This window comes from Papillibacter cinnamivorans DSM 12816 (genome assembly GCF_900176335.1).
Classification (GTDB): Bacteria; Bacillota; Clostridia; order Oscillospirales; family Oscillospiraceae; genus Papillibacter; species Papillibacter cinnamivorans.
Genome location: NZ_FWXW01000004.1, coordinates 234,829 through 260,861, shown reverse-complemented (window position 1 = coordinate 260,861; position 26,033 = coordinate 234,829). Strand labels below are relative to the sequence as shown.

The window sequence follows — 26,033 nt, the reverse complement described above, 5'->3', positions numbered from 1 at the left end:
AGCCCGTTTTCCGTTGCTGCGCGTTTTTTTCAGGGAGATGTTGATATGACAGGGGAAGAAATCAAAAGCGCGCACAAACAATATAATCTCCAGTCCTGGAGCAGGCAAAAAAGCATTAACCCCATTCCTCTGCAAAAAGCCGAGGGGATTTATTTCTGGGACTACGACGGAAACCGATATACCGACATGTCGTCCCAGCTGGTGAATATGAACCTGGGCTTCGGAAACCGGGCCATCGGAGACGCCATCAAGGCACAGGTGGATCGGTTCTGTTTTATGGCTCCCTCCTACGCCGTGGAAACCAGAAGCGAGCTTGCAAAAACCATCATCGGGCTCATGCCGGACAACATGGGAAAGGTGTTTTTCACCAACGCGGGGGCCGACGCCAATGAAAACGCGATAAAGATGGCCAGAATGTACACCGGCCGCAACAAGGTGTTCAGCCGGTACCGAAGTTATCACGGCTCCTCTTTCGGAGCCGGCAACCTCACCGGCGAGCCCCGGCGGTTTCCGCTGGAGCCCGGAATTCCGGGCTTTGTGAAATTTTTCGACCCTTACATATACCGGGAAGCAATCTCCTTTGAATCCGAAGAAGCGGCAACGGCCTATTACCTTGCCAAACTGGAAGAACAGCTCGGCTACGAAGGGGCAAGCTCGGTGGCGGCTATCGTCATGGAAACCATCACCGGCTCCAACGGAGTCATCATCCCTCCAAAGGGGTATCTCCCCGGCGTGCGGGCCCTGTGCGACAAATACGGGATCCTGATGATCTGCGACGAGGTGATGGCCGGATGGTGCCGGACGGGAACCATGTTCGCCTTCCAGCATTTCGGCGTCAAACCCGATATCGTGACCTTCGCCAAAGGCGTCACCTGCGGATATGTGCCTCTGGGCGGCGTCGTGGTAAGCAAATCCATTGCCGCATACTTTGACGACAATCTTCTCTCCTGCGGCCTTACCTACAGCGGGCACCCCCTGGCCTGCGCGGCAGGGCTCGCCTGCGTACGGTATTACGGCGAAGCGGATATTCTCGGAAACGTGAACCGGGTGGGAAAAGCACTGGGAGAAACCCTGGAAAAGCTGAAGGAAGCCCACCCCTGCGTGGGAGACGTCCGGTATATCGGCCTGTTTTCCGCGGTGGAGCTGGTACGGGACAAAAAAACCCGGGAGCCTCTGGTGCCTTACGGCAAAGACCCGGAGGGCCTCATGGGAAAAATCATAAAGCTCCTGTCGGCCCGCCGGTTCATGACCTATTCCCACGAAAACTGCGTCCTGGTCGCCCCTCCCCTCATTATCACGGAAGCCCAGCTTACAGAAGAGCTTTCAAAGCTGGACGAGGTGCTGGGAATCGTGGACAAAGAGATGCTGTAATCCGGAGGAAACGCCATGTCATACCAATTTATGCTCCCCGGCCGCACGTTGGTGGGACAAAACGCCCTGGAGGGCTGCGGGGACATCTTAACCGGCTTCGGCCGGCGAGCTCTTGTGGTGACCGGTAAGATCGTCGTCACGACCGATGCCATGAAAAAGCTTGCAGAACTGCTAAATACCCGGAAGATCGGGTACAGCGTATTCGACGGCATCACCGGAGAACCCACGGACCGGATGATTGAAGAGGGAGTCCGCCGGTATCGGGAGGACGGCTGCGATTTTCTCATCGGAATCGGAGGCGGCAGCCCGCTGGACAGCGCCAAGGCCATCGCAGCCATGACGGTGCTGAAGGGCAAAATCTCCGACTTCATGGGACAGGAGATCCGGGGCGATTTTCCTCCCGTCGTTCTCATCCCCACCACCGCGGGGACCGGTTCGGAGGCTACGAAATTCACCATCATCACCGATACGGAAAAGGATGTCAAAATGCTCCTGAAGGGAGACGCACTCCTGCCGCAGCTTGCCGTCCTGGACCCTGACTTTACCCTGTCCGCACCTCCCGGCGTCACCGCTGCGACGGGAATGGACGCCCTGACCCACGCGGTGGAATCCTATACCTCCCGGAAGGCGACCCCTCTCACCGATCTCTACGCCCTGGACGCCGTCCGCCGCATTTTCACTTTTCTTCCCGAGGCATACCGGGACGGCGGGAATTTAAAAGCCCGGGAAGAGATGGCCCTGGCCGCGTATGAGGCGGGAGTCTGCATCAACAACGCCTCCGTGACGCTGGTCCACGGCATGAGCCGGCCCATCGGCGCCCTCTTCCACGTGGCTCACGGGCTTTCCAACGCCATGCTGATCCACACCTGCCTGTCTTTCGCGATGGACGGATGTCCCCGGCGGTTTGCCGAGCTTGCCCGCATTATCGGAGCGGCTCCGCCTTCGTGCGATGACCGGACGGCGGCGGAGAGCTTTCTGACAGCGCTGGGCGAGCTGTGCCGGGTTCTGGAAATCCCCACCCTGGCGGACTACGGAATTTCAAAGGAAGAATTTTTCAGGGCCGCGCCCAAAATGGCAAAGGACGCCATGGCCAGCGGAAGCCCGTCCAACACCGTCAAATTCGTATCCGAGGAAGATTTGCTGTTTCTGTACAGCCGGCTCTGGTAATAAAGCTTCCGGATCTTTTATCATTCATCATTCCGATTACAAAGACGTAATGCGAAAGCATTACGTCTTTTTTTACCACAGGAAGGAGAAAAACATGAGCACGACGGAACAAGCCGCCTTACATACCGGCCATACAAGTACGGCCGCGCCCCGCAATGAAATACGAATTGAAGACCTTACGGTCCAGTTTCCCGACAATAAAGGCGGGGAGCCTGTCGTCGCCCTTTCCAATGTCAGCCTGGATATCCGGCGGGGCGAATTCATCTCTTTGGTGGGGCCCTCCGGATGCGGAAAAACCACCCTGCTGCGTGCCATCGCGGACCTGCAGCAGCCGACCTCGGGGAGAATCATCGTCCGGGGCCTCTTCCCACGGGAGATCCGGATGCAGAAAAAGTACGGCATTGTGTTTCAGAGCCCGGTGCTCTACGACTGGAGAACGGTGCGCAGAAACGTCTGCATGCCCATGGAAATTATGGGGATCCCCAAAAAGCAGCGCACCGCCACCGTCACCGAGATGCTGGAGCTGGTGGGACTGTACAACTTCGGCACGAAATATCCCCACGAGCTGTCCGGCGGCATGCAGCAGCGGGTGGGAATCGCCCGGGCCCTGGCCGTCAAGCCGGAGATCCTGCTCATGGACGAACCCTTTTCCGCCCTGGACGAGTTCACCAAGGAAAAGCTTCAGGAGGATCTACTGACCATCTGGGAAAAGACCCAGAAGACCATCGTCTTTGTCACTCACAGCATTTCCGAGGCCGTTTTCCTGTCGGACCGGGTGGTTGTGCTCTCGCCCCATCCCGGCCGCCTGTCGGCGGTGGTGGATATTGATCTCCCCAGGCCCAGGAGCCTTCAGACAAAGCAGATGCCCGAATTTTACGAGTATGTCAATAAAATCCGAAACAGCTTTGAAGGTGTTTGAGAATGAGGCTAAAATCAAAAAAAGCGGAAAGAGCAGTCGTCTGGGCCGTCTGGATCGTTGCCATCATAGCGCTTTGGGAGCTGGGAGCCTATACTCTCGACGCAGTTCTCCACGATCCCATGGCCCCGGCCAAGCTTCCCTATTTCCACTCCGTCGTGCTGGGCCTTGTTTCTTACGCCGGGCAGCTTTTTTCCGCCATGCTGGTAACCTATTCCCGGGCGCTTATCGGGTTTCTGATCGGCACGGCCGTGGGCTTTTTCCTGGCAATCCTCATGAGCCTGTCGAAGACGATGGAGGACATCGCCTTTCCCTATCTCATCGCTTCCCAGATGATCCCCGTTCTGGGCCTTGCCCCCATTATTTTTACTCTGGTGCGGGATATGGACACCTCCAGAATCGTAATCGCGGCTTACATCACTTTTTTCCCCGTGGCGGTGAACACCCTGAGCGGGCTGAAAGCGGTGGACCCCTTGAAAAAGGATCTGATGTATTCCTACGCCGCCGGAACTCCCACCATCTATCAGAAGCTGAACCTGCCCTTTGCCGCGCCCTATCTCTTCGCGGGGCTTAAAATTGCGGCTCCCCTTTCGGTGACTGCCTCCATCCTGGTGGATATGCTGGGTTCCAGCAGCGGGATCGGCGTGCAGCTCATGTACTCCCTTTACGGCGGACTGAAGGATTTATTCTGGGCGGCCGTGGTGATGTGCGCATTTATGGGGCTTATCAGCTATTACATCGTGGTCGCGCTGGAGCGGATATTTGTCCCGTGGGCCCGGCGGAAGGAGGCTTAACATGACAGCAGGCAAAGCCGGAAAAGTATTGTGGCCCTTAGCCGTAGGGGTTGCTTTCCTCGCCGTCTGGCAGCTGGGCGGGATCCACGCGCTGCTGCATTTCAAACCGTTCCAGCTTCCCGTTCCCCTCACCATACTGGAAACGGTGATCGACAATCTTCCAAAAATGCTCTCCGACACCTGGATTACGGCATCCGGCGCTTTAACCGGAATGATCATCGGCTCTCTGCTGGGCTTTCTGGTGGCCGTGATTGCCACCATGTTCCCGAAATGGGGGTATCCGGGGCTGACCCTCGTATCGCTTTTCAACGCCATCCCCATCGTGGCCCTGTCCCCTATCATGAACCGCTGGTTTGACGACGGGTTCGGCCAGAAGGTGGGCGTCGTCACTGTCGTATGCATGGCGACCATGGCCATCAACTCTTACCGGGGGCTCAACGATCTGCGGCCCTTTACCCTGGATTTGATGGACTCTTACGCCGCGCCGGGCTCCGCCAAGTTTTTCAAGCTGCGGCTGCCCAACAGCCTTCCCAGTATCTTCACCGCGCTGAAAATCAACATCGCAAACGGTCTCATCGCCGCCATGATCAGCGAATACTTCGCCTCTTCCACCGCCGGGCTGGGTTTTTCCATCAAGGACAACCTCCGGAAGGCAATGATGGCGAAAGGCTGGTCGTGCATCGTAATGGCGGCACTGGTCGGAATGCTTTTGTATTCCGTTCTTACATTGGTGGAGCGCAGAGCCGTAAAATGGCATGCTTCGCAGAATAAATAAAAAGGAGAATGTCTTATGCAAAAGAAACTACTGGCCCTGCTGCTGTCCTTTGCGCTTGCCGCAACCTTACTTGCGGGCTGCAGCAGCTCCTCCGGCTCGGCAACGGCAACCCCCACCGCCGCTCCGGAGGCAACTCCCACCGAAAGCACGCAGCTGGATCACCTCACCCTGCAGCTGAAATGGATTGACCACTCCCAGTTCATGGGGTATCTGGTGGCCAAGGAAAAAGGCTATTACGAGGACGAGGGCATCGACATTGAGATCCTCGCCGGCGGCAGCGACATCATTCCCGAGCAGAACGTGTACAACGGCGTGGCCGATATCGGCGTCACCTGGGTCTCCAGCCTTATGACCTACCAGGCTCAGGGGTACGATCTTACGGAGGTTGCCCAGATGTTCCAGAATTCCGGCCTCCTGCTGGTATCCAAAAAATCCTCCGGGATCAATTCTCCGGCCGATCTCGCAGGCAAGAAGATCGGCAGCTGGTTCGGCGGCAACGAATATGAGGTATACGCCCTCCTGGAAAAATACGGCCTTATGGATTCCGTGACCATGGTCCAGCAGGACTACACCATGGACCAGGTGGCCGAGGGCAGCATCGACGCCGCTTCCGCCATGACTTACAATGAGCTGAAGCTGTTCTACAACGAGGGCTTCTCCGAGGACGAAGTCAATGTGATCGATATGAACGAGGAAGGCGTGGCCATGCTGGAAGACTGCCTGTTCTGTACCAACGAGTGGGCGGAAGCCAACCACGATCTCCTGGTCCGGTTCCTGCGGGCCTCCATCAAGGGCTGGAAAGAAGCCCTGGCCGACACCGACGCCGCCGGAACCCTCTGCTACAACTACTGCGGTTCCATCTCGGAAGCGCATCAGCAGTACATGGCAGCCGAAGTGGCCAAGCTTGTCGCCCCCGAAGGCTTCGATACGAACAAGATCGGTTATATCGACATGGACGCCGTACAGCAGACCGCTGACTACCTCGTCAAATACAACAAGGATCTCGCCGCCACTCCCGTGGTGGATGAAACCACTTTCAATTCCACCTACTGGAAAGAGGCAACGGGCAACTGAACCGGAAAGGGAGGCAATCGGCAATGAAAGACAGGTTTGAAGACGCCAGAAGCAAAAAATCGGTGTTTGTTTCCAGCTGTCTTCTGAACACAAACAACAAGGTGAAGGGCCTGGGCCGTTACCCCGGCATGTGCAAGGAAGTGTTCGACACCCTTCACAAGTACGACCTGGGAATCAATCAGATGCCCTGTCCCGAGACTCTTTACATGGGCGTCAACCGCTGGTGGACCACCAAAAACCTTTACGATTCCGTCGGCTTCCGGTCCCATTGCAGGAAGCTCGCGGATCAAATGGCAATCTACATGGCCGAATATGAAAAGGCGGGTTACGAGACCGTGGCCGTTCTCAGCTGCGACGGCTCGCCCACCTGCGGCGTCACCGTCACCAGCTGGGACGAAAACTGGGGGGGATCCCCGGTGGAGCTCAATTACAACGACGCGCTGGTGGAAGGCTCCGGCGTTTTCATGGAGGAGCTGAAGGCGGCCATAGAAGCGGCGGGACTGAAAATGCCCCCCTTCTACGGCCTGGCGCTGGACGACGAGTCCGCCGACATGGACGCAATCCTGGCTGATTTCGAAGCATTCATCAAAGGCGTCTGCAGTTAACCGCTTCAAAGAGGGGCCTGCTGCCCGTATGCAGGCAGGCCCCTCCCCATATGCGGGGCCCGGGGGCATGACCCCGTTTCCGCATTCTTTTATCACGACGCTATGCAATATACGAGTATGCAAATCAAACTGGAAGGAGGCTTAAAATTGTTCGACCTGATTATCAAAAACGGCGTTCTGGTCACCCCGTCCGTCACCTACCGGGCGGACATCGGCGTGTGGAACGGGACCATCGCCGCCATCGGCGCCGATTTGGGAACCGAGGGGGGCTCCATCAAGGACGCGGAGGGAAAGTATGTCCTGCCCGGCGCCATCGACGCACATACCCACCTGGCCATGCCCTTCGGCGGGACCGTCTCCGCGGACGGATATCTGTCGGGGACCCGGGCGGCCGCCTGCGGAGGGGTCACCACCGTCTTCGACTACCCCATGCAGAAAAAAGGCAAGGGGATCCTGGAAACCGTCAAGGCCCGTCAGGAGCTCTGCGCGCCGGAGGCCTGCGTGGACTACGCCTTCCACTGCTGCATCACCGACCTCAACGGCGGGGCGCTGCTGGAGGAATTCCAGGCGGCGGTGGATTACGGCGTCACCAGCTTCAAGTGCTTTCTGGTCTATAAGAAGGAAGGCATGATGGTGGACGACGCCACCCTTATCAAAGTCCTGCTGAAAGCCAAGGAGACGGGCGCCATCACCAATATCCACGCGGAAAACCCCGACGTTATCGACATGAATATCGCAAAATTCCTTTCCGAGGGCAAGACTTCGCCGTGGTACCACTATCTTTCCCGCCCGGAATTTGTGGAGGCGGAGGCGGACAAACGGGCGGTCCACTGGGCCAAGTCGGTGGGCGCACCCCTCTATATCGTGCACATGGCCGACAAGGAAGGTCTGGAGGCGGCAGTCGCCGCCAAACGGGAGGGGCACAAAATTTACATTGAAACCTGCCCCCAATACCTGGAGTACACCTGCGAGGTCTACAAGCGGGAAGACGGCAGGAACTTCGTCTGCTCCCCTCCCATGAAGGGCGAGGAGAGCCGGCAGGCCCTGTGGGACGCCATCCGGAAGGGCGACATCGACACGGTGGCCACCGATCACTGCCCCTTCATGAGCTATGAAAAAGACTGGGGCAAAGACGACTTCACCAAAATCCCCAACGGCTGCGCCGGTATCGAAAACCTGTATCCCTACATGCTCTCGGCGGCCAACGAGGGGAAAATCTCCTTCGGCCGGGCAGTGGAGCTGTGCGCGGAAAACCCGGCCAGGATCTTCGGCTGCGCGCAAAAAGGTTCCCTCACGGTGGGAAAGGACGCGGACATCGTTTTGTATGATCCCAACCTTTCCTTTACCGTTTCGGTAAAAAACATGCATTCGGACTACGATCACACCATCTGGGAGGGAAAGACCCTCCAAGGATATCCCGCAGAGACCTATGTGCGGGGAAAACTGGTATATAAAGACGGAGCTTTCGTGGGAACGCCCGGATACGGGCGCTTTGTCAAGCGCGAGACTTCCGGATAGAATCGGAGGGAGATTTCATTGGGCGAGATACCATACAGAGACATACTCCTCCGGGGGGAGGCGGGGAGCTGCCTTCTCTGCAGCGGAGCTCCCTGCGCCGCCGCCTGCCCCTTTGGTCTGGAGCCGGACCGGATTCTCCGGGCCCTGCGCTTTGAAAATACTATGGGTGCCGCGGCCCGGCTGCCGGAGGAGCTGCCCTGCCGCACCTGCCGCACAAAGGACTGCATGAGGGCCTGCCTGAAAGGAAAGCTCACCGGTCCCGTGGAAATCGACAGGGTCATGGAATACGCCTCCACGCTGGAAAAGCCCGGGGGGGCAGCGGACCTGACGGTCAAATTCTGCAATCTCCGCTGTGAAAACCCGTTTTTCCTTTCCTCCTCGGTGGTGGCAAACAACTATGAGATGATCGCCCGGGCTTTTGAAACCGGCTGGGCGGGCGCCGTCTTCAAGACCGTGGGCACCTTTGTCCCAAAGGAGGTCTCCCCCCGGTTCGACGCTCTGCGAAAGGAAGCCCTTCCCTTTGTGGGCTTCAAGAATATCGAACAGATCTCGGAGCACACTCTGGCGGAAAATCTTTCCTGCATCCGGCAGCTGAAGCGGGACTTTCCCACCAAGATCCTCGTGGCCTCCATCATGGGAAGAAGCGAGGAGGAATGGACCGTCCTGTCCGGTCTCATGACCGAGGCGGGAGCGGACGTCATCGAGTGCAATTTTTCCTGTCCCCACATGGCGGCCGACGGCCTTGGCTCGGACGTGGGGCAGAACCCCGAACTGGTGGCGGCATATACCAGAGCCGTCCGGCGGGGAACGCATCTTCCCATTCTCGCAAAGATGACCCCCAACCTCGGCAATATGGAGCTCCCCGCCATCGCCGCTTACGAGGCGGGAGCGGACGGAATCGCCGCCATCAATACCATCAAGAGCATTCTGAACGTGGACCCGGGGAGCTTCGTGTCCGGTCCCGAGGTGGACGGAAAAACCAGCGTGGGGGGATATTCCGGCAAGGCGGTCAAGCCCATCGCCCTGCGCTTCATCCACTCTTTGTCTATCTGCGAAAAGCTCAGGGGAGCCGAGCTGAGCGGCATGGGGGGCATCGAAACATGGCTGGATGCGGCGGAGTTCCTCGCCCTGGGCTGCAGGACCGTCCAGGTGACCACCGCCGTCATGCAGTACGGATACCGAATCGTGGAAGACATGGTCGAGGGAATGAAGTATTACCTTGCTTCCCAGGGGTACTCCTCCGTTTCCGAAATCATCGGAAAGGCTCTTCCCAACATCCTTCCCGCGGACGATCTGAACAGGGACAGCATCAGCTATCCCAAATTTCACCGGGAAAACTGTCTGGGGTGCGGAAGGTGCTACCTGTCGTGCCTGGACGGCGGGCATCAGGCGATCCGGCAGGAGCCCGGCAGCGGAAAGCCCCTTCTGAACCCCCGCAGGTGCGTGGGCTGCCACCTGTGCCTTACCGTATGCCCGGCCGGAGCGATCACCCCGGGTACGCGGGTTCCAAAAAATCAGTAATTTTTTCAGGTAATTTTAAAGGAGATGTTTCACATGGTATCGTGCAGTCTGGAGCGGCTGGAGGATAAAATCCGGACCTTCAGCAAATTCGGGGATACGGGGCGGGGAGGAATCACCCGCTTTTCCCTGTCGCCGGAAGCCCTGGCGGCCCGGGCGGAATTCAAAAAAAGGATGGAGGCCATCGGCGCCAAGGTGGTGACGGACGACATGGCAAATATGTACGCCACCCTTCCCGGCTCCGAGAACTTGTCCGCCATCCTGTCCGGGTCCCATCTGGACTCGGTGAAGCAGGGGGGCAATTACGACGGGGTCCTGGGCGTGCTCACCGCCATGGAGGCGGCGGAAACGATCGTACGGGAAAACATTCCCCACCGGCACCCTATCACCGTGATAGTCTGGACCAACGAGGAGGGCGCACGTTTTGAGCCGGCCATGATGTCCTCCGGAGTCATCTGCGGAAAATTCGACAAGGAAACCATGCTCCAGTCGGTCGCCAAGGATATCCCGGATTATACTTTTGGGCAGGCGCTCCGGGAAAGCGGATACGCGGGAGATGAAAAAAACCGGCTCTCCCCCGACAAGCACATGGCCCTGTTGGAGCTGCACGTGGAGCAGGGGCCCGTGCTGGAGGCCGAAGGGTATGACATCGGCGTGGTGGAAGGCGTATGCGGAATGATCAACTACGAATTCACCTTCCTGGGTCAGGCGGACCACGCGGGCACCACTCCCATGAAATACCGAAAGGACGCTCTGTACGCCGCGGCGAAAACCATTCAATATCTTCACGACGAGCTGGACGAGCTGGACGGCAAGCTGGTGTACACTACGGGGAAAATCTCCTGTCACCCCAATATCCACACCATCATCCCCGACGAGGTGAAGTTTACCCTGGACGCGCGGCATCAGAATCCCGCCGTCCTCCGCCAAGTGCTGGAAATCATCCGTAAAATCCCGCCCGAGGTGGAAAAATGCAAGGTGAGCTACGCCGAGGCCTGGTCCCGCAAGACGGTAGCCTACGCGCCCGAGCTGGTGGACATCGTGGAAAAGAGCGCCCAGGAATGCGGGTATACCAACATGCGGATGTACAGCGGGCCGGGTCACGACGCCCAGTATGTGGCGGACGTGATCCCCACCACCATGATCTTTGTCCCCAGCGTGGAAGGGCACAGCCACTGCGAACTGGAGTACACTCCGGTTTCCGCCTGCCTGAAGGGGGCAAACGTGCTGCTGCGCACCCTGCTGCTGATCGACAAAATGTAATCCTGCTTCGAATCAAAGCTCCCGCGGAGACCGGTTTGCCGGTTTTCTTCGCGGGAGCTTTTTGATTCCAATTCTTCGTAAAGGCTTTAGACGGGAGAAACGCGCTCCCCGCTGGGGGTAACTTTTTGATTCCGCAAAAAGTCACCAAAAACGGACCAGGAGGCTCCGCCCTCTTGGATCTCAGGAGAGGGTGCTCCGATGGGCGCTCTTAATAAGTAATTGACTTTCGGCAGTTTCAAACGCACGGACAGCTCTATGGCAAGAGGTCTGTTTTTGAGCCCGCGATCGGAGCTCTCCGGGGTTGAGGTTGTGGGGCTTAATGAGTCTGCGAAAACGTACTTTGCGCGACGTTTAGAAGATTCACTGTTTTACAAGCTTCCAGGCTTATGAAGCATTTCTGGAATTCAGTGTTTTCGCATGCCTTTTTATGTATTATGTCCCGCTATCGGAACAGGATTTGATGCACAGCCCCTCTTAGACGTCACAGGCAGAAGGTTTTAGCAGACTTTCTGAGCCGCTTAAGGCCAGTTTTCGGAAGGCCGGTCGCGGGCTGAAAATGAGAGCTCCTGTATTATGAGCTGTCTTTGCGGTTCATTCCGGTTATGGCCGGGTTCTTTTGGAGGCTCATTTGACACCGAGCCTTTCCGTAGGAATCCAAGGGGCCGGGGCCTCTTGGCGCCGCTTTTTCGTTCCTTTTTCCCGGCGAGTGGAAAAATGAACCCCCGCCGGAGGCGCGTAATACCCGTTCTCTTTAAAAAGCTTATTAACAAAAAAGATTGACTACGAAAGCTTCGGATGGGAGCACGCGCTCCCCGCTGGGGGTAATTTTTTGTTTCTGTAAAAACATACCCTGTGCGGCATTTGAGAGGATTTAAAGTTTTGATCAAATAACAAGACACCGCTGCGAGGCCATAACAGCTTCACAGCGGTATTTTAAAGTACAATTCAAGCTGCGGTCAGGGTTTTTCCTCCACATACCGCTTGATGGCCCCGAAGCTTTCCGGGCTGATGACGTGCTCCATCCGGCAGGCGTCCTCCGCGGCGACGGCTCCGTCCACCCCAAGGCTGACCAGCCAGTCGGATAAAAACGTATGCCGCTCGTACATGGTTTCGGCAATCTTTTTCCCCTCTCCGGTGAGTGCGATAAAACCGTCGTGGTCCATCTCAATATAGCCGTTTTCCCGTAAATGCTTCATGGCTACGCTGACGCTGGATTTTTTATATCCAAGCTCGCCGACAATATCAACGGATCTGACCTGGGGATGCCTGCGGCTTAATATCAGTATGGTCTCCAGATACATTTGGGCGGATTCCTGCATCTTCACGCTGCCTCTCCCCTTTCACGGCCGGTAAACCCTCTTTCCCATAGGATACCACAGGATCCTTCGGAATGCAAAGGAGGAAACCTGCGGATTTTTCCAAAACCGTATTGACAAGCCGGTTAGTTTGTGCTAACCTTAATTTAGTTAGATGAACCTAACCTATATTGGGTATTCAATAACATCGGGATACCCCAAAATTCAGGGGGGATGCATGGTGCCTCTTACTATGGCAAAACCGGGAGAAGAAGCTACTATCAAGCGAATCGGCGGCAAGACGGAAATCAGGCAGTTTCTGGAGTCCCTCGGTTTTGTGACGGGGAGCGCCGTCACGGTTATCGCCGAAAACGGCGGCAGCGTGATTGTCAGCGTCAAGGACTCCCGGGTTGCCGTCAGCCGGGAAATGGCAAACAAGATACTGATCTGAAAATACGGAAAGGAGCAGCAGCTATGCAGACACTCAGGGAAATTCCCTGCGGGCGTACGGTCACGGTTTCCAAAGTCACCGGGACGGGTGCCCTCAGACGCAGGATCATGGATATGGGGATTACAAAAGGCACGCAGATTTTTATCCGCAAGGTGGCGCCCCTGGGCGATCCCCTGGAAATCTCGGTGCGGGGGTACGCACTGTCCCTTCGCAAAGCGGACGCCGAGCTGATATCGGTGCAGTAAAGCGGGGCGGCCGGCGGACTCGCCCCGCAGATTTCGCCCCGTATGTTAGTTGTGACTAACCTTAATGTATTTTAAACTTTACCGCGAGGAGGTTACCCATGTCAATCAAGATCGCCCTGGCCGGCAATCCCAACAGCGGCAAGACGACCCTATTCAACGCCCTGACCGGCTCCAATCAGTTCGTGGGAAACTGGCCGGGTGTCACGGTGGAAAAAAAGGAAGGCAGGCTGAAAAACCACCGGGACGTGATGATCGCGGACCTGCCCGGGATCTATTCTCTTTCCCCCTATACCCTGGAAGAGGTGGTAGCCAGAAATTACCTGACAACGGAAAAGCCCGACGCCATCCTCAACATCGTGGACGGCACCAACCTGGAGCGGAACCTGTACCTCACCACCCAGCTGACCGAACTGGGCATCCCCATGGTGGTGGCGGTGAATATGATGGACGTGGTGCAGAAAAGCGGCGACAAGATATTCATAGACAGGCTTTCCAAGGAACTGGGTTGTCCGGTTGTGGAGATCTCCGCCCTGAAGGGGACAGGCGTCGCCGAGGCCGCGGAGCAGGCGGTGCGCCTTGCCAGGGCAGGCGTTCCCATGGTGCCGCAGCACTCCTTTTCCGGCAGCGTGGAACACGCCATCGCCCATATCGAGGAGGCGGCCCATGGCAAAGTGGAGGGGGGCCGGCAGCGCTGGTTTGCCGTCAAGCTCTTTGAGCGGGACGCGAAGGTGCGCGAGCAGCTGGGACTGCCCGAACCCCTTTTGGCACATATCGAGGAAGATATCCAAAGCTGTGAGGCGGAGATGGACGACGACGCCGAAAGCATCATCACCAACGAGCGTTACCTTTACATCGCCTCTATCATCCGGGACTGCTGCAGCAAAAAATCCCAGGGAAAACTGTCCCTCTCCGACCGAATCGACCGGGTGGTGACCAACCGATTCCTGGCGCTTCCCATCTTTGCCGCGGTAATGTTCGTTGTGTACTATGTCTCGGTGAGCACGGTGGGGGCCTGGGTGACCGACTGGACCAACGACGTGCTCTTCGGCGAGATTATTCCCCCCGCAATTGAATCCTTCCTCGTCTCCGTGGGAACCGCGGGCTGGCTCCAGAGCCTGATTCTGGACGGCATCGTGGCGGGGGTCGGCGCCGTGCTGGGATTCGTCCCCATGATGCTGGTACTCTTCGCCTTTCTCGCCTTTCTGGAGGCATGCGGCTATATGGCCCGGATCGCTTTCATCATGGACCGGATCTTCCGCAAGTTCGGCCTGTCGGGGAAATCCTTCATTCCCATGCTCATCGGCACCGGCTGCGGCGTTCCCGGCATCATGGCCTCCCGGACCATTGAAAACGACCGGGACCGGAAGATGACCATCATCACCACCACCTTTATCCCCTGCGGGGCCAAGCTTCCAATCATCGCCCTCATCGCGGGGGCCTTGTTCGGCGGCGCCTGGTGGGTGGCTCCCAGCGCCTATTTCGTGGGCATCGCGGCCATCGTCACCTCCGGCATTCTTTTGAAGAAGACAAGGCTCTTTGCGGGGGACCCCGCCCCCTTCGTCATGGAGCTTCCCGCCTACCACTGGCCCACTGTAAGCAATGTCCTGCGCAGCATGTGGGAACGGGGCTGGTCCTTTATCCGGAAGGCGGGCACCATCATCCTGCTGTCCACCGTCTTCATCTGGTTCACCTCCAATTTCGGCGTCGTGGACGGGCGCTTGGGCATGGTGGAGGATCTCGGCGACGGATTTCTGTCTGTCATCGGCAGCGCCATCGCTCCCCTCTTTGCGCCTCTGGGCTGGGGCAGCTGGCAGGCGTCCGTGGCCGCCATCACCGGCCTCGTGGCCAAGGAGAACGTGGTGGGAACCTTCGGCGTTTTGTACGGCTTCACCCAGGTGGCGGAGGACGGCGCGGAATACTGGGGGACCCTGGCGGCCAGCTTCACGCCCCTGGCGGCCTACTCCTTCCTGGTGTTCAACCTTCTCTGCGCCCCCTGCTTCGCCGCCATCGGCGCAATCCGGCGTGAGATGAACAGCGCAGGATGGACCTTCATCGCCATCGGCTATCAGACGGCTTTCGCATACGCGGTCTCTCTGTGCATCTACCAGCTGGGATCCCTCTTCACCGGGGGCGGCTTCGGAATCGGCACTGTAGCGGCAATCCTTCTGGCAGCCGTGTTCCTCTATCTTCTGCTTCGTCCCTATCAAGAAGAATCCGTCCCCGCCCCCCGGAGCTCGGTCCGGGCAAGGGCATAAATAAAAGGAGAAATTCCTATGTTAAGCTTACTCATTGAAAACCTCGCTACCATTCTCATCAGCGCGGTCCTGTTTACCGCGTTGGTGCTGATCTCCGCCAACCTCATCAAAAAGAAAAAGGCCGGAAAATCCGCCGGCTGTGGATACGGGTGCTCCGGCTGCTCCAATTCCTCCGTCTGCGGTAGACATTAGAACGAATCAGCCGGCTGCCGGATCATTTTAAAAAACGGGGTGCGGATTTTCATATCCACACCCCGTTCTGTTATTACAATTTACCCGTCCTGCACAGCTCCACAAATTCCGCCGGATGCTGAATGATTTGAGCGGTTTCATGAACGGAATACCCTTCCGCCAGATATCTGCGGGCGATCACCGCCATGGATTCGCCAATCTCGACGATATGCCCGTCCGGGTCGTAGATGCGGACCACCCTCTGCTGCCATTCATGCTTTTTGGGGGGATGAACCAGCCGGACATCAAAACGCTTCAGTTTTTCCAGAAAGGCGTCAAAGTCGTCCGCCTCAAAATAGAGCTCCATATTATGCGGTTTCCATACCACGGAGTCCTCCGGCAGGTCCAAGAGCCACGGAAAATCCTCCTGGAGGGCAAAACCTCCGTCGAGTGTCGCGTTTTTGCCCAGATCCAGAATCACCTTCCGGTCGAAGAGCTCCCCGTAAAACCGTTTGGAAACCTCGACGTCCTTTACCGCCAATACCGCACAGCGAAATTGAATCATTCTTCTTTTCCTTTCCCGTATCTCAGGGGAATATAGCGGATCCCGTCCTGCAGCCGCTCCTCTCCATCCCCTGAAAATCCCAGGCAGCGATACACGGCGAGGGCATAGGGGGAGGAATTGACCGTCAGGCAGCCCGAGGGGCTGTCTTTCCGCATCGCCCCAAAGAGCGCCCTTCCGGCTCTTTTGCCCTGATACGGGGTGCGGACAAAAAAGAGTGAAATGTGCTCTCCCCCGTTTCTCGTGGCAGCCATTCCCGCCAGATTCTCTCCGTCAAAAGCGCCGTAAAATGAGAAGTTTTCCGTCGTTTCCGGGTTCTGCAATACGCTTTGGAAAGTGCGAATGCCTTCCTCCGAATATCCGGGCGCCACATATTCCGAAAACACTTCCCAGGCGAGCTCCAGCGCTTCCGGCAATTCAATCCGGGCAAGTCTTCTTACCTCCCACCGAGTATCCGCAGCGTAAGGCGTAAAAAAGCGCAATGCCGCGTCCGCAACCCTTTCCATCCCCCCGGGAATCAGAAACCGGTGATCCGCGCCTTCCACTTCCAGAAGCTCCGCGCCGGCATGATTTGCAAAGCGCCGTGCGTCGGCCAGGGGCGCCGTCTCGTCCGCCGTCCCATGGATCATTTCCAGCCGGGCGGTTCCGGGGCGGTACAGGCGGAAAACGTCATAAGCGCTCAAATCCTCCAGAAAGCCCCGGGTGATTTTCAGCGGCCGGGCATAGTCCCCGTCCAGCACGACATATCCCTGTACTTCCAGCTGGGCCTCATGTTCCCGCGTTGTGTTGCGCTTCATAATCCCGGCCATGTCCACGGCTGCGCAGCGCAGAAAGGAACTTCGCCCCGCAGGCGCGCGGGTGGAAAGATAGATAAGATTGATATACGCGCCAAAGCTGGAGGCAAAATACCCGATCTCCGCCCCGGGGCAAAGCGAGCGCACATGGGCTTCCACCGCGGCGAGGTCATTTACGCAGTTTTCCACCCGGAACCGCTCTCCGTCCGCGGGGCTCTCCCCGTGTCCGGGAAAATCAAAGGCAAAGGTTCCGATTCCCTGCTCCCGCAGGACCGGAGAAACGGTCAGCACCGCGGGGCTCTCCTTGCTGCTGCCCAGCCCGTGGCAAAAGAGGACGACCCTCTTCTCTTTTCCGGAAAGCGCCCCGGCGCAGGGAATGCTGTACCCATTTTCCCCCTGTATGAATTCTCTCTTCATTCCGATTCTCCTAAGGCATTATTTATCCTCAAGCGGCTGGCAGACAGGGCACCAGTAGACGGTCCCTCCCATATAGGCCGCTTTTTGAATTTCCGCTTTGCAGACGGGGCAGGGCTTGCCCACTGTGTTCTTGCTCAGCAGGGTCTTATAGCCTCCCGGCCGCCCGAAAAGATCCCGCTCCGTATCGCGCCCTCCCAGACGCGTCATTTCCGCAAGTGTCTCCTTAAGCAATCGGAAAAGCCCGTCCCATTCCTTCTCCGACAGTGTTCCCATCTTCCGTTTGGGATGAATTCCCGCATGAAAGAGGATATCCTGCAGCACGCCGTTTCCCAGCCCGGGGACGCGCTGTTCGGTGGCGAGAAACGCCTTTGCCGAAAGCTTTTCCCAGCCCTTGCCTCGCAATGCGTCGAAATATGCCCGGTCAAAGGCGCCGCTCAGGGGCTGGGGCTTTTCCCTTGCGGCCAGGTAATACCGGCTTTCGCACTGTCCTTCGAGAAAGGCCAGCACCGCGCCGTACATCTGCACGGTGCAGACCAGAGCGGAACCGCCTTCCAGTTCCAGGAACAGCTGATGCTTGTTCGGAGCCTCTTTCCCATTTTCATAATACCGAAGGTTCGCCCCGTCACCGAACACCAGGCGGCGGTCCCCGGCTTGCATCTCCACCATGGCGCCTCTCCCGAAACTTTCCCCTATGGTTTGTCCGGTCAGCAGCGCCCCATATCCTGCCGGGTCTTCGTGATAAAAGGCAAATTTATGAGGAGACGCGTTTGCGGCAGCCCTTTGAATCGTCCTGCCGCGGACCGTATCGTTCAGCTGCCGGGCCAGATTGACGCTTTCCGGTATTTCCAGCATGGTAACGCCTCCTTCTCAGACCTCCGCTTCCGCTTTTTCAGGCAGGAACGGGGAATACATCATCATGGCGTGGTTTTCCGCCGCCAGAGTTTCGCTCACAAGCCTCCCATCCGGGGTAAGAACCTGCTTATACAGCCTGTTATGACTGCTGAATCCTCCCCACCACTCGCTTCTCATTTCATGATCTTTTTCCACAATTCTGTATGTATGTTCCGGAGGCTCCAGGGACCGCCACTCCCCCTCCAGATATTCGTCCCCCACCCAAAGGCACAGCTGAAAGGGCCTGTTTGTGGGATTATAGATCATCAGGTCCCCATAGGGATAGTAACAGGTGGCGCCGCTGCCGAAGGGCTGAGTCCGATTCGAGTCCGGAAACACGTCGTAGCCGTGCCGATGCCGCTCGGTCACCTCCAGAGGGGTGTGCAGAGTCATCCAGTAGATGAGATTGGAAAGCTGGCATAGGCCTCCGCCGCAGCCGTGCCCCACCATGCCCGCGTGCAGGACGATGCCGTCCAGGTATCCTTTCCGGTAGGTGGGTTTTCCAATGCACTTCCAGTAGCTCAGGGTCCGGCCGGGAGGCAGGAGGATTTTGTCCAGCCTTTGGACCGCCAGCTCCAGATTCCGGATCTTGTTATACTGATAGCGCATGTCCACGTCTTTGAGTTTTCTCAGCAGAGGAGTTTTATGGGAGGTCTGGAGTTCTGGGAGCCGCTCTTTACCCGTCGTTTCTGCAAATTTGTATTTCCCTGACAGCCATAGGCCATACCGGAGCATGGTGTAATACGCAGCGCCGCACTTCAGCCTGAAATCCGAGCGCTTTTTATACCGCAGATCCTCTCCTCTCAACTCACCGGCCTCCTTTCGCCGCGGAAGCAGCTCTTATCGGATTTCCCGCACCTCATGCCTGAAAAGGGCATACATACAGTAGTCGCATATCTTCCCTTTCTTAAAAACCCCGTTTTTCATGACGCCCTCCAGGGTAAAGCCGGCGTTCTCCAGCACCCTCCTGGAGCCGAGGTTGTGTGCAAATGGCTCCGCGTAAATCCGCACAATGTCGTATTTCTCAAAGGCTTCCCGGCAGATCCGTTTTACCGCGGCGCTCATAATTCCCCGGCGCCAGTATTCCTCCGCCAGCCAATACCCCAGCTCCGCGCTTTTCCGGTACACGTCGGAGCCCAGAAATACCCCTATGCTGCCCACAGTGCGCCCGTCCACCACAATGGCGCGGCAAAGCTTCCGGGCCTCGTCCCCGGACAGGCACCCTTGAATATAAGCCCTGGCATCCTCCAGGGTATAGGGATGGGGAAAGGCATCCCGGAGATTGCAGGCGACATTGGGATTATCGGCGAAGCGGGCAAGGTTCTCCGCGTCCCCGATATTCCATTTTCTCAGTTCCGCCTTCATCAAAACCGCCCCCTTTGGAAATAACGATCCGCCGGCGTCACAGCCTGTGAGCCGTGTAGAACTCCCTCAGCTCCGCCTTGATTTCCGGCGGAAGATCCGATTTCCTCACGCCACGGATGGCGCCCTCCAGGCCCATCAGCCGATGGATGCAGGCGGACTCGTCGATGCTCTGGATCCGCAGCCAGGCCGCCCGGCTGCCCAGCGTCTTCAGTTCATCGAAGGAGGTGACGCCCACGGCGCGAAGCTGCTCGTCCATCCCCTTTCCGATATTCGGAAGGCTTGACAGTTCACTCATTTCCGCCCCTCCCCCAATTCTATCCGCACTTTTTTCGGGAGCTTTCCGAAAACCAGCTCGTAGGACATGCGGCACATGTCCCGCAGCACCTCGTCCGGCACTTCTCCGTCCAGAAAGACGGAGTTCCAGCAGCGCTTGTCGCAGTAAAACCCCGGTATCACGTCGGGATATTCCTTCCGGAAAAGCTCGGCGAGGCGGGGCTCGCATTTTAAGTTAATCAGTTCCCGACAGTCGTAGCCCTTATACTGGGGCCCCGGGCGGCAGGTGGCTGCGAACATCTTGCCGCCCACCCGGTAGCGGAACCAGCCCCATTCCTCTTTGTAGTCACGCTCCGCTCCGGGCATTTTCAGGAGGGTTTCCTCCAGCCACTGATACCGGTTCATACGCGCTCCTCCCTAAATCTTTTCATAATTCTCGTTCCGTCAAATCAATGATCCAGGCTTCCGGAATCCCGGGTATCATCTCCTCGTTCAGATTCAGCCAGCCGGAGCAGCGGTCCAGAATCACGCTGTCGCCGGTGATTACATTGGGCAGATCGCAGAGCGTCTTGTCCACGCTTCCCGACAGCTCAGTTTCTGCGTCAAAGTTCATTTCCTCCGCAATTTCGGCTATCCGGACCTTGAGGGCCCCGGAATTGGACACCGGCGCGTCCAGCCAGAACACGGCCTTTTTCACCGCGTACTTTTTCAGCCGGGAGAGAACCAGGCGCACCGCGATGTCGGTTTTTCCGATGAGCCGATAGGTCCCCCGGAGGCCCGCCAGATCCCGGAAGGTCCCGTCCATGCAGCGGAAAACCGGGGCGCCCGACTGGGCGACTTCCAGAGTGATGATCTCATTGAATCCGTCTATGTGCACCGTCCCGCCCGCCAGGGTCATCGGATCCACCTGCTTTGCCTTCCGCAGGGCGATATTCCGCTCCGGCGCGGCATAGCGCGTCAGGGCGACCCGCTGCCGCTGAGACAGGAGGTAATGATTTCCCACGAAAGTGGAAGCGGCCTTCATCGGGTACCCCCGATTTAACAGGAAGCAGAGCTCCCCGGCCGCACGGCGGAGCGTCTTCAGGGCGGGAGGGGCAAACTCCCGCTCGTCCTCCGGCGAATATCCCCTTTTTTTCGCTTTCTCCATACCCATCCCGCGCTTTCCGCCGATTTCCCCAGCCTTTGCTGATCGGCAAGGCCGCCGTTTTCATCCGCGGTTACCAATATCTTACCATTTTCGGACCGCTCCTTCAACGCAAATACTTTTTCTCCGGCCATATGCTATTTCCAAATAAAAAAGATGAAACAAGACATATGGTTGTCCCCCGCCGGAGGCGGGAGACAACCATGCTATTTCACTTGTTTTATCAACATTTTTATTGAAGTTTAGTATTCAAGCGCATTTTCATACAAAGCAGGAACCGGCCGCCCCGCGGATCGGGCGGCCGGTTCCTGCTTTGGGACAAAAATTCGGAATCCTCCGGGTCGGCGGGTCAGACCTTATCCTTTGCCGTGTCCCGGGCGCTTTTCTTTTTTCGGGCGATAATCAAAGCGGAAACCGCGTAGATCACCACAGCGGCCACGACACCCACAATCAGCGCCTGGGTGTCTGACTTGGCCACTACTATGGCATAGAGGACCGAACCCACAATCAGGGCAACCGGCCAGATATAAAAGCCGGCTCCGGAGAATTTAAAGGTGGCGTTTTTATATTCCTCCGGCATTTTGGTTTTAATCCGAAGCATGCCCACGGCATACAGCACATAAAAGCCCACCAGCAGAAAGACGATGATGTTGGCGTACTGGATCAGCGAGGTCAAAAGCACCAGCATGATAATAGCCACGATGGTGATGAGAACCACGCCGTTATAGGGGATACCGTTTTTCGAAAGCTTTGTGAATACGGAGGGAAAGTAACCGTTTTCGCTCAGGTTATAGAGAATTCTCGAGTTTGCCTGAATGAGTGCGAACAGGGTGGTATAGGAGCCGATGATGGCCACCAGGGTGATGGCTACATCAAAACCCGGGGGTAAAAACCGGGTGGCAACCAGATAGGCCGGCGCGCCGTTTCCCAGCTCGGCATACGGAACCGTTCCCACCATGGCGAGGGATATGAACACATACAGCACCGTAACGACGGCCACGGAAATCACAAGAATCCTCGGAAGGGATTTCGCGGGATTTTTGATCTCCCCTCCCAGATCCACCAGTGCCGTAAAGCCCGCGTAAGAGAAGGAGAGGGTGACGCTGGCGGCAATCACCGGAAATACGCCCACGGGGAACATGGGTGTGAGGTTTGACACGTCGATGTGGGGCACGGAGCCCAGGACAAAGACGGCGATGCCCACCACCAGCAATCCTACCGAAGCGGTCTGTATGGCGGTGAGAACTTTATTGCCGCTGAGATTGAAAACTCCGGTTATGACGAGAGCGACGAGGGCCACCGCGATAATGCTCACACCGGGAAAAAGCGCCTGGACGTAATAGGCCATGCCGTAGGCCACCAGCGCCAATGACAGGCACGCGATAAACAGATAACAGATGCCGTAAGCCAATGACATTTTTTCGCCCCACGTACGCCTGACAAATTCCGCCGAGGCTCCCGGAACGGCCAATACGCCGCTCATCCCCGCGGCGATGAGAGCCGACAGGATCGCCATGATGCTGGCGATGATATAACTCAGCCAGACCGAGGGCCCGACCTCGGCCGCGACCGTGCCAGGCAGGACGAAGATAGACGCTCCGATGACATAGCCGATGAGGATTGCGGAGCCTCCGATGACGCCGATATTTCTCTCAAGACCTTTCTTTTCCATAATGATTCCCTCCGTTTGAGATTAAAAGGGCATGCCAACAGACGGAAAGCGAGCCACACCGGCGCCATTGCCGGCATAAAGTCTGACCTCCCGTCCCGTATTGCGACATACCGCTGCGCCGACGTGCGGACGATGGGTTCCGTATTCAGGTACTTACGTTTTTAAAATAAAGGCCTCATTTCTTCCATGACTTCCCCGAAGGCCGCCACGGCTCCGTCGATCTCCTTTTCGCTCATAACGGTGGAGAGGGCCCACGTGCCGCGGACCGCCAGGAAATACCCCCTGCGGAGCATCTCCAGATGGTACAGGGGCAGCTTGTCGAAGTGCGGATTCAGTACGCTCTGATAGTCGTGTGGCTTTTCGGCGGTGAAGTGCAGGTTCAGAAGCGAGCCCACCCGGGTAACGGTGGCGGGGATGGCGTTGTCGGCAATGGCCTTCACCATTCCGGCTTCCAGCCGTTCGGACAGGCGTTCCAGACGGTCGATAGCCCCGCGGTCGAGCAGCTCCATGGAGGCGATGCCGGCCGCCATGGTGGCCCGGTTGCCGTTGAAGGTGCCGCTCTGGGAAAGGTGCTCCTTTTTCAGCGGGTCGAATACGGACATGACCTCGGCTTTTCCGCCGATTCCGCCCACAGGCAGCCCACCGCCGATGATCTTCGCCACGGCGGTGAGATCCGGGGTGACACCGTATTTGCTCTGGGCGCCTCCGTAGTGCACCCGCAGGGTCTGGACCTCGTCGAAGATCAGGAGCACGTCGTATGTATCCGCCAGACGGCGCAGCCCCTCCAGGTATCCCGGCGCCGGAGGAATGACGCCCAGGGCGCCCAAAACCGGTTCCACGATGATGCCGGCAATTTCCGGATGGTGCTTTTTCAGGATGTTCTCCACCTCATCCAGGTCGTTGAACGGTGCGATAAACAGATCCCGGCCGGCATTTACCGGTATTCCGAAGGATTCCGGTACCGGCTCAAAGACGGTCCGTTTGACCTTGGGATCCACCGGAGGCGCGATGCTGAATTCCGCAAAGTCCGCGGTCCCGTGATATCCGCCCTCCATTTTGATGATCCCGTCTCTGCGCTTAAAAGCCCTGGCCGCCCGCACGGCAAACATGGTTGCCTCCGTCCCGGAGTTGCAGAACCGAATCCGTTCGATTCCAGGGACTCTTTCGCAGAGAATCCTTCCCAGCTCCACCTGATCCTCGATCCCGGCGGGGCAGGCCGTCCCGACGGACACGGCTTCCACAATCCGTTTTGTAATTTCCGGATGGGCATGACCGTGGATCAGCGAGGTGTAGTTGCCCAGAAAATCCACGTATTCGTTGCCGTCGACGTCGTAGAGCCTACAGCCTTCGGCCCGGCGGACGGTCAGGGGATAGGGTCTGTGATAGGCGATGGATCTGGTCTCCCCTCCGGCCAGATACTCTCTTGCGAGGGCGTACGCTTCCTTGGATTTCGGCGTCCGGGCCGCATACTGCCGGATGCTCTCTTCGTAAAACTGTTCCTGGTTCATACTTGCCTCCTTGCATTTTTTACCTGCTGTATACTTCAGAATGCAATTCGGGTGCCAAGACAGCGCAAGTACGCTTTATCGCTTTCATTTATTGTATGTGACAAAAAACCGTGCGGTCCTATCTCTCTTCATTTACATATACGTACATAATTTGGCGGCAGCGTGTCATCCGATGCGTGACATGCGGCATGTGCCGTGTGACATGACACATGGGTCATGTCACACGGCACATCTGAAAGTTCTTTTTATCTTTGATTCAAAATCCGGTATACCGTCCTCCTGGAGATCCCTAAAAGCTCGGCCGCTTTTTTCTTGTTACCGCCCGTGGCGGCCAGCGCGCCGCGGAGCTCCTCCGGGCCGACTTTTTTCTCCGGCTTTGTCCTCTGCTCCGCCGACGCGGATTCCAGCCTGGCAAATCCGAAATTGTTCACCACATCCTCGCTTTGTATAACGGGGGTTTTACAGTTGATGACAATCCGGTAAATGACGTTTTCCAGCTCCCTCACGTTACCCGGCCAGGAGTAGCGGCGCAGCTCCTGCACCGCTTCTGCGGAAAACGTCTTGGGACCGTTTTCGTCCTCCGCCGCGGTCCGGTTGAGAAAATACACCGCCAGAGCCAGGATGTCTTCCGTCCGGCTTCTCAGGGGCGGAATTTCCACACTGAATGTGGAAAGCCGGTAATACAGGTCGGTGCGGAACTCGTTGTTCCGAACCATTTTGAGAAGATCCCGGTTGGTGGCGGAAATCACCCGTACGTCCACGGGGATCTCGCTCCTGCCTCCGATGCGCAGGATGGTTTTGGACTCGGCCGCCCGCAGGAGCTTTGCCTGCAGGTGGATGGGCATTTCGCCGATTTCGTCGAGAAAAAGCGTCCCGCCGTCCGCCAGCTGGAATTTACCGATGTTGCCGCCCTTTCTCGCGCCGGTAAAGGCGCCCTCCTCATAGCCGAACAGCTCGCTTTCGATGAGCTCCGCCGGAAAACTGGCGCAGTTGACGGCAATAAAGGGCCCCTCGCACCGCTTGCTGTAGTTGTGGATCGCCTGGGCAAACAGCTCCTTGCCCGTCCCGCTCTCTCCCGTAATCAGGATATTCTTGTTGGTAAGGGCGTAATCCTTGGCACGCTTCACCGCCCGATGGATGCCGGGACTGTCCCCGATAATGTCCTGGAATCGGTAGGTAGCATGAAACCCCAGGATTTTATTTACGGCGGAAATGGATCTTTTATAGGACCTGTAGATGTCGCATACGCCGATCACTTCATTGGCCTCGTCAAATACCGGATAGATGTTGTTTAAAAAGTAAGCCTTGTTCCCGTTTCTCAGTACGGCGGAAAACTCATAGTCCACCATGGGCTTGCCACTTTCCATCACGTCGAAGATCTTGAGATCCTTTCGGTTTACCAGCTCCACGATATCGTGTCCGATAATCTGCTCCCGCTTCAGGCCGTACAGATCCTCCACCTTCTTGTTGGCGTATAGGAAAACGCCGTCCCTGTCCAGTATGTTCACCGCTTCGTCCACATAGTCAAAACAGCGCAGAATGTCCGAAATCTCAGAAAAATGCCGGCGGCTTTCTTTCATATGCTCACATCCTGTCGTTGATTTTTGGAAACAGTACGGCCGCTTCCGGCGAATTGGGGATATCGGGACATTCGGCAGCGGACAGGCCGGCAGCGGCTTTTCAGCCCGCCATGTCCCCGGGGAGCGGGCAAATTATCGCAGCTGCTGTGAAGTTATTATATCACAGCAGCCGGCGCTTCAAGGGCGCATTTCCAAATTCATTGCCCGAAAACGTAAAATCCGAATTATTTATATAAATTATAATTTTTTTGTTGTAATTATTAAGCGGCTGTGTTATTATCCTATTAAACTAGTAGCGAGGTAGGTAATATGCAGTTGCTGTTTGAACTCCTTCTGCGGACAAACTTCCGTTTCGGGCGAATGCGCCGATGTTACCCGGCCGCCAAAACATTTAAACGAGAGGAAGTAA

26 protein-coding genes are annotated in these 26,033 nt (G+C 57.2%); 14 read left to right on the top strand and 12 right to left on the bottom strand.

The window, feature by feature from the left end:
- The first annotated feature begins 45 nt into the window (after positions 1–45).
- From B9A13_RS08110 to B9A13_RS08065, 10 genes are all read left to right on the top strand, one after another.
- Complete coding sequence (locus tag B9A13_RS08110; RefSeq protein ID WP_084234641.1) at positions 46–1,371, top strand: aminotransferase class III-fold pyridoxal phosphate-dependent enzyme; 1,326 nt, start codon at positions 46–48, stop codon at positions 1,369–1,371.
- Between the two features lie 15 nt (positions 1,372–1,386).
- Complete coding sequence (locus B9A13_RS08105) at positions 1,387–2,538, top strand: iron-containing alcohol dehydrogenase (protein WP_084234640.1); 1,152 nt, start codon at positions 1,387–1,389, stop codon at positions 2,536–2,538.
- 94 nt (positions 2,539–2,632) lie between these two features.
- Positions 2,633–3,457, top strand: a complete 825-nt coding sequence (locus B9A13_RS08100; RefSeq protein ID WP_084234639.1) for an ABC transporter ATP-binding protein — start codon at positions 2,633–2,635, stop codon at positions 3,455–3,457.
- 2 nt (positions 3,458–3,459) lie between these two features.
- Positions 3,460–4,248 carry an ABC transporter permease gene (locus B9A13_RS08095; RefSeq protein WP_084234638.1) on the top strand — a complete coding sequence of 263 codons (789 nt, stop codon included), beginning with the start codon at positions 3,460–3,462 and terminating at the stop codon, positions 4,246–4,248.
- Position 4,249: 1 nt separating this feature from the next.
- Complete coding sequence (locus B9A13_RS08090; protein WP_084234637.1) at positions 4,250–5,023, top strand: ABC transporter permease; 774 nt, start codon at positions 4,250–4,252, stop codon at positions 5,021–5,023.
- Between the two features lie 15 nt (positions 5,024–5,038).
- Positions 5,039–6,097, top strand: coding sequence for an ABC transporter substrate-binding protein (locus B9A13_RS08085; protein WP_084234636.1), 1,059 nt, complete (start codon positions 5,039–5,041; stop codon positions 6,095–6,097).
- A gap of 23 nt (positions 6,098–6,120) precedes the next feature.
- Positions 6,121–6,702: a CD3072 family TudS-related putative desulfidase gene (locus tag B9A13_RS08080; protein WP_084234635.1), complete on the top strand. Its 582-nt coding sequence runs from the start codon at positions 6,121–6,123 to the stop codon at positions 6,700–6,702.
- 117 nt (positions 6,703–6,819) lie between these two features.
- Positions 6,820–8,220, top strand: coding sequence for a dihydropyrimidinase (hydA, locus tag B9A13_RS08075; RefSeq protein WP_084234634.1), 1,401 nt, complete (start codon positions 6,820–6,822; stop codon positions 8,218–8,220).
- An 18-nt stretch (positions 8,221–8,238) separates the two neighbouring features.
- Complete coding sequence (preA, locus tag B9A13_RS08070; protein WP_084234633.1) at positions 8,239–9,741, top strand: NAD-dependent dihydropyrimidine dehydrogenase subunit PreA; 1,503 nt, start codon at positions 8,239–8,241, stop codon at positions 9,739–9,741.
- A 33-nt stretch (positions 9,742–9,774) separates the two neighbouring features.
- On the top strand, positions 9,775–11,001 hold the full coding sequence (locus B9A13_RS08065; RefSeq protein ID WP_084234632.1) for a Zn-dependent hydrolase: 1,227 nt from the start codon (positions 9,775–9,777) through the stop codon (positions 10,999–11,001).
- Positions 11,002–11,957: 956 nt separating this feature from the next.
- On the opposite strand, the gene B9A13_RS08060 is transcribed toward B9A13_RS08065, so the two are convergent.
- The gene (locus tag B9A13_RS08060) at positions 11,958–12,326 is read right to left on the bottom strand and encodes a metal-dependent transcriptional regulator (RefSeq protein ID WP_084234631.1); all 369 of its coding nucleotides are present in this window, start codon (positions 12,324–12,326) and stop codon (positions 11,958–11,960) included.
- Positions 12,327–12,534: 208 nt separating this feature from the next.
- Between B9A13_RS08060 and B9A13_RS08055 the strand changes: the two genes are divergently transcribed.
- The 4 genes from B9A13_RS08055 to B9A13_RS08040 all read left to right on the top strand — a co-directional run bounded on the left by B9A13_RS08055 (position 12,535) and on the right by B9A13_RS08040 (position 15,439).
- Positions 12,535–12,747 (top strand): FeoA family protein, encoded by a 213-nt coding sequence (locus tag B9A13_RS08055; RefSeq protein WP_084234630.1) that lies wholly within the window; start codon positions 12,535–12,537, stop codon positions 12,745–12,747.
- A 23-nt stretch (positions 12,748–12,770) separates the two neighbouring features.
- Positions 12,771–12,992, top strand: coding sequence for a FeoA family protein (locus B9A13_RS08050; protein ID WP_084234629.1), 222 nt, complete (start codon positions 12,771–12,773; stop codon positions 12,990–12,992).
- A 98-nt stretch (positions 12,993–13,090) separates the two neighbouring features.
- The gene (gene feoB / locus B9A13_RS08045) at positions 13,091–15,247 is read left to right on the top strand and encodes a ferrous iron transport protein B (RefSeq protein WP_084234628.1); all 2,157 of its coding nucleotides are present in this window, start codon (positions 13,091–13,093) and stop codon (positions 15,245–15,247) included.
- An 18-nt stretch (positions 15,248–15,265) separates the two neighbouring features.
- Positions 15,266–15,439: a FeoB-associated Cys-rich membrane protein gene (locus B9A13_RS08040; protein ID WP_084234627.1), complete on the top strand. Its 174-nt coding sequence runs from the start codon at positions 15,266–15,268 to the stop codon at positions 15,437–15,439.
- Between the two features lie 73 nt (positions 15,440–15,512).
- Here B9A13_RS08040 and B9A13_RS08035 read toward each other — a convergent pair whose 3' ends face one another.
- The 11 genes from B9A13_RS08035 to B9A13_RS07985 form a co-directional block, all read right to left on the bottom strand.
- Positions 15,513–15,980 (bottom strand): VOC family protein, encoded by a 468-nt coding sequence (locus B9A13_RS08035; RefSeq protein ID WP_084234718.1) that lies wholly within the window; start codon positions 15,978–15,980, stop codon positions 15,513–15,515.
- Entirely contained in the window at positions 15,980–17,191 is a 1,212-nt protein-coding gene (locus tag B9A13_RS14100; protein ID WP_159448069.1) for a GNAT family N-acetyltransferase, read from the bottom strand. Before B9A13_RS14100 ends, B9A13_RS08035 begins: the two co-directional genes overlap by 1 nt.
- An 18-nt stretch (positions 17,192–17,209) precedes the next feature.
- A complete protein-coding gene (locus B9A13_RS08025; RefSeq protein ID WP_084234626.1) occupies positions 17,210–18,043 on the bottom strand; it encodes an endonuclease VIII in 834 nt (277 codons plus the stop codon).
- Between the two features lie 15 nt (positions 18,044–18,058).
- The gene (locus B9A13_RS08020) at positions 18,059–18,889 is read right to left on the bottom strand and encodes a VanW family protein (protein WP_242942821.1); all 831 of its coding nucleotides are present in this window, start codon (positions 18,887–18,889) and stop codon (positions 18,059–18,061) included.
- 33 nt (positions 18,890–18,922) lie between these two features.
- Entirely contained in the window at positions 18,923–19,447 is a 525-nt protein-coding gene (locus tag B9A13_RS08015; protein ID WP_084234625.1) for a GNAT family N-acetyltransferase, read from the bottom strand.
- 37 nt (positions 19,448–19,484) lie between these two features.
- On the bottom strand, positions 19,485–19,742 hold the full coding sequence (locus tag B9A13_RS08010; RefSeq protein ID WP_084234624.1) for a TfoX/Sxy family protein: 258 nt from the start codon (positions 19,740–19,742) through the stop codon (positions 19,485–19,487).
- Positions 19,739–20,125: an MmcQ/YjbR family DNA-binding protein gene (locus B9A13_RS08005; protein ID WP_084234623.1), complete on the bottom strand. Its 387-nt coding sequence runs from the start codon at positions 20,123–20,125 to the stop codon at positions 19,739–19,741. Before B9A13_RS08005 ends, B9A13_RS08010 begins: the two co-directional genes overlap by 4 nt.
- A gap of 22 nt (positions 20,126–20,147) precedes the next feature.
- Positions 20,148–20,873 carry a DUF434 domain-containing protein gene (locus B9A13_RS08000; protein ID WP_242942820.1) on the bottom strand — a complete coding sequence of 242 codons (726 nt, stop codon included), beginning with the start codon at positions 20,871–20,873 and terminating at the stop codon, positions 20,148–20,150.
- Positions 20,874–21,213: 340 nt separating this feature from the next.
- The gene (locus B9A13_RS07995; RefSeq protein ID WP_084234622.1) at positions 21,214–22,536 is read right to left on the bottom strand and encodes an APC family permease; all 1,323 of its coding nucleotides are present in this window, start codon (positions 22,534–22,536) and stop codon (positions 21,214–21,216) included.
- A gap of 161 nt (positions 22,537–22,697) precedes the next feature.
- Positions 22,698–24,044: an aspartate aminotransferase family protein gene (locus tag B9A13_RS07990; protein WP_084234621.1), complete on the bottom strand. Its 1,347-nt coding sequence runs from the start codon at positions 24,042–24,044 to the stop codon at positions 22,698–22,700.
- 245 nt (positions 24,045–24,289) lie between these two features.
- Positions 24,290–25,624 (bottom strand): sigma-54 interaction domain-containing protein, encoded by a 1,335-nt coding sequence (locus B9A13_RS07985; RefSeq protein WP_084234620.1) that lies wholly within the window; start codon positions 25,622–25,624, stop codon positions 24,290–24,292.
- Positions 25,625–26,033: the final 409 nt, after the last annotated feature.

Excerpts from the sequence above, each read along its gene's own strand:
- B9A13_RS08110 (WP_084234641.1), top strand. The coding sequence starts at position 46 with ATGACAGGGGAAGAAATCAAAAGCGCGCACAAACAATATAATCTCCAG.
- B9A13_RS08105 (WP_084234640.1), top strand. The coding sequence starts at position 1,387 with ATGTCATACCAATTTATGCTCCCCGGCCGCACGTTGGTGGGACAAAAC.
- B9A13_RS08100 (WP_084234639.1), top strand. The coding sequence starts at position 2,633 with ATGAGCACGACGGAACAAGCCGCCTTACATACCGGCCATACAAGTACG.
- B9A13_RS08095 (WP_084234638.1), top strand. The coding sequence starts at position 3,460 with ATGAGGCTAAAATCAAAAAAAGCGGAAAGAGCAGTCGTCTGGGCCGTC.
- B9A13_RS08090 (WP_084234637.1), top strand. The coding sequence starts at position 4,250 with ATGACAGCAGGCAAAGCCGGAAAAGTATTGTGGCCCTTAGCCGTAGGG.
- B9A13_RS08085 (WP_084234636.1), top strand. The coding sequence starts at position 5,039 with ATGCAAAAGAAACTACTGGCCCTGCTGCTGTCCTTTGCGCTTGCCGCA.
- B9A13_RS08080 (WP_084234635.1), top strand. The coding sequence starts at position 6,121 with ATGAAAGACAGGTTTGAAGACGCCAGAAGCAAAAAATCGGTGTTTGTT.
- hydA (WP_084234634.1), top strand. The coding sequence starts at position 6,820 with ATGCAAATCAAACTGGAAGGAGGCTTAAAATTGTTCGACCTGATTATC.
- B9A13_RS08065 (WP_084234632.1), top strand. The coding sequence starts at position 9,775 with ATGGTATCGTGCAGTCTGGAGCGGCTGGAGGATAAAATCCGGACCTTC.
- B9A13_RS08055 (WP_084234630.1), top strand. The coding sequence starts at position 12,535 with ATGGTGCCTCTTACTATGGCAAAACCGGGAGAAGAAGCTACTATCAAG.
- B9A13_RS08050 (WP_084234629.1), top strand. The coding sequence starts at position 12,771 with ATGCAGACACTCAGGGAAATTCCCTGCGGGCGTACGGTCACGGTTTCC.
- feoB (WP_084234628.1), top strand. The coding sequence starts at position 13,091 with ATGTCAATCAAGATCGCCCTGGCCGGCAATCCCAACAGCGGCAAGACG.
- B9A13_RS08040 (WP_084234627.1), top strand. The coding sequence starts at position 15,266 with ATGTTAAGCTTACTCATTGAAAACCTCGCTACCATTCTCATCAGCGCG.
- B9A13_RS14100 (WP_159448069.1), bottom strand. The coding sequence starts at position 17,191 with ATGAAGAGAGAATTCATACAGGGGGAAAATGGGTACAGCATTCCCTGC.
- B9A13_RS08025 (WP_084234626.1), bottom strand. The coding sequence starts at position 18,043 with ATGCTGGAAATACCGGAAAGCGTCAATCTGGCCCGGCAGCTGAACGAT.
- B9A13_RS08015 (WP_084234625.1), bottom strand. The coding sequence starts at position 19,447 with ATGAAGGCGGAACTGAGAAAATGGAATATCGGGGACGCGGAGAACCTT.
- B9A13_RS08010 (WP_084234624.1), bottom strand. The coding sequence starts at position 19,742 with ATGAGTGAACTGTCAAGCCTTCCGAATATCGGAAAGGGGATGGACGAG.
- B9A13_RS08005 (WP_084234623.1), bottom strand. The coding sequence starts at position 20,125 with ATGAACCGGTATCAGTGGCTGGAGGAAACCCTCCTGAAAATGCCCGGA.
- B9A13_RS08000 (WP_242942820.1), bottom strand. The coding sequence starts at position 20,873 with ATGGGTATGGAGAAAGCGAAAAAAAGGGGATATTCGCCGGAGGACGAG.
- B9A13_RS07995 (WP_084234622.1), bottom strand. The coding sequence starts at position 22,536 with ATGGAAAAGAAAGGTCTTGAGAGAAATATCGGCGTCATCGGAGGCTCC.
- B9A13_RS07990 (WP_084234621.1), bottom strand. The coding sequence starts at position 24,044 with ATGAACCAGGAACAGTTTTACGAAGAGAGCATCCGGCAGTATGCGGCC.
- B9A13_RS07985 (WP_084234620.1), bottom strand. The coding sequence starts at position 25,624 with ATGAAAGAAAGCCGCCGGCATTTTTCTGAGATTTCGGACATTCTGCGC.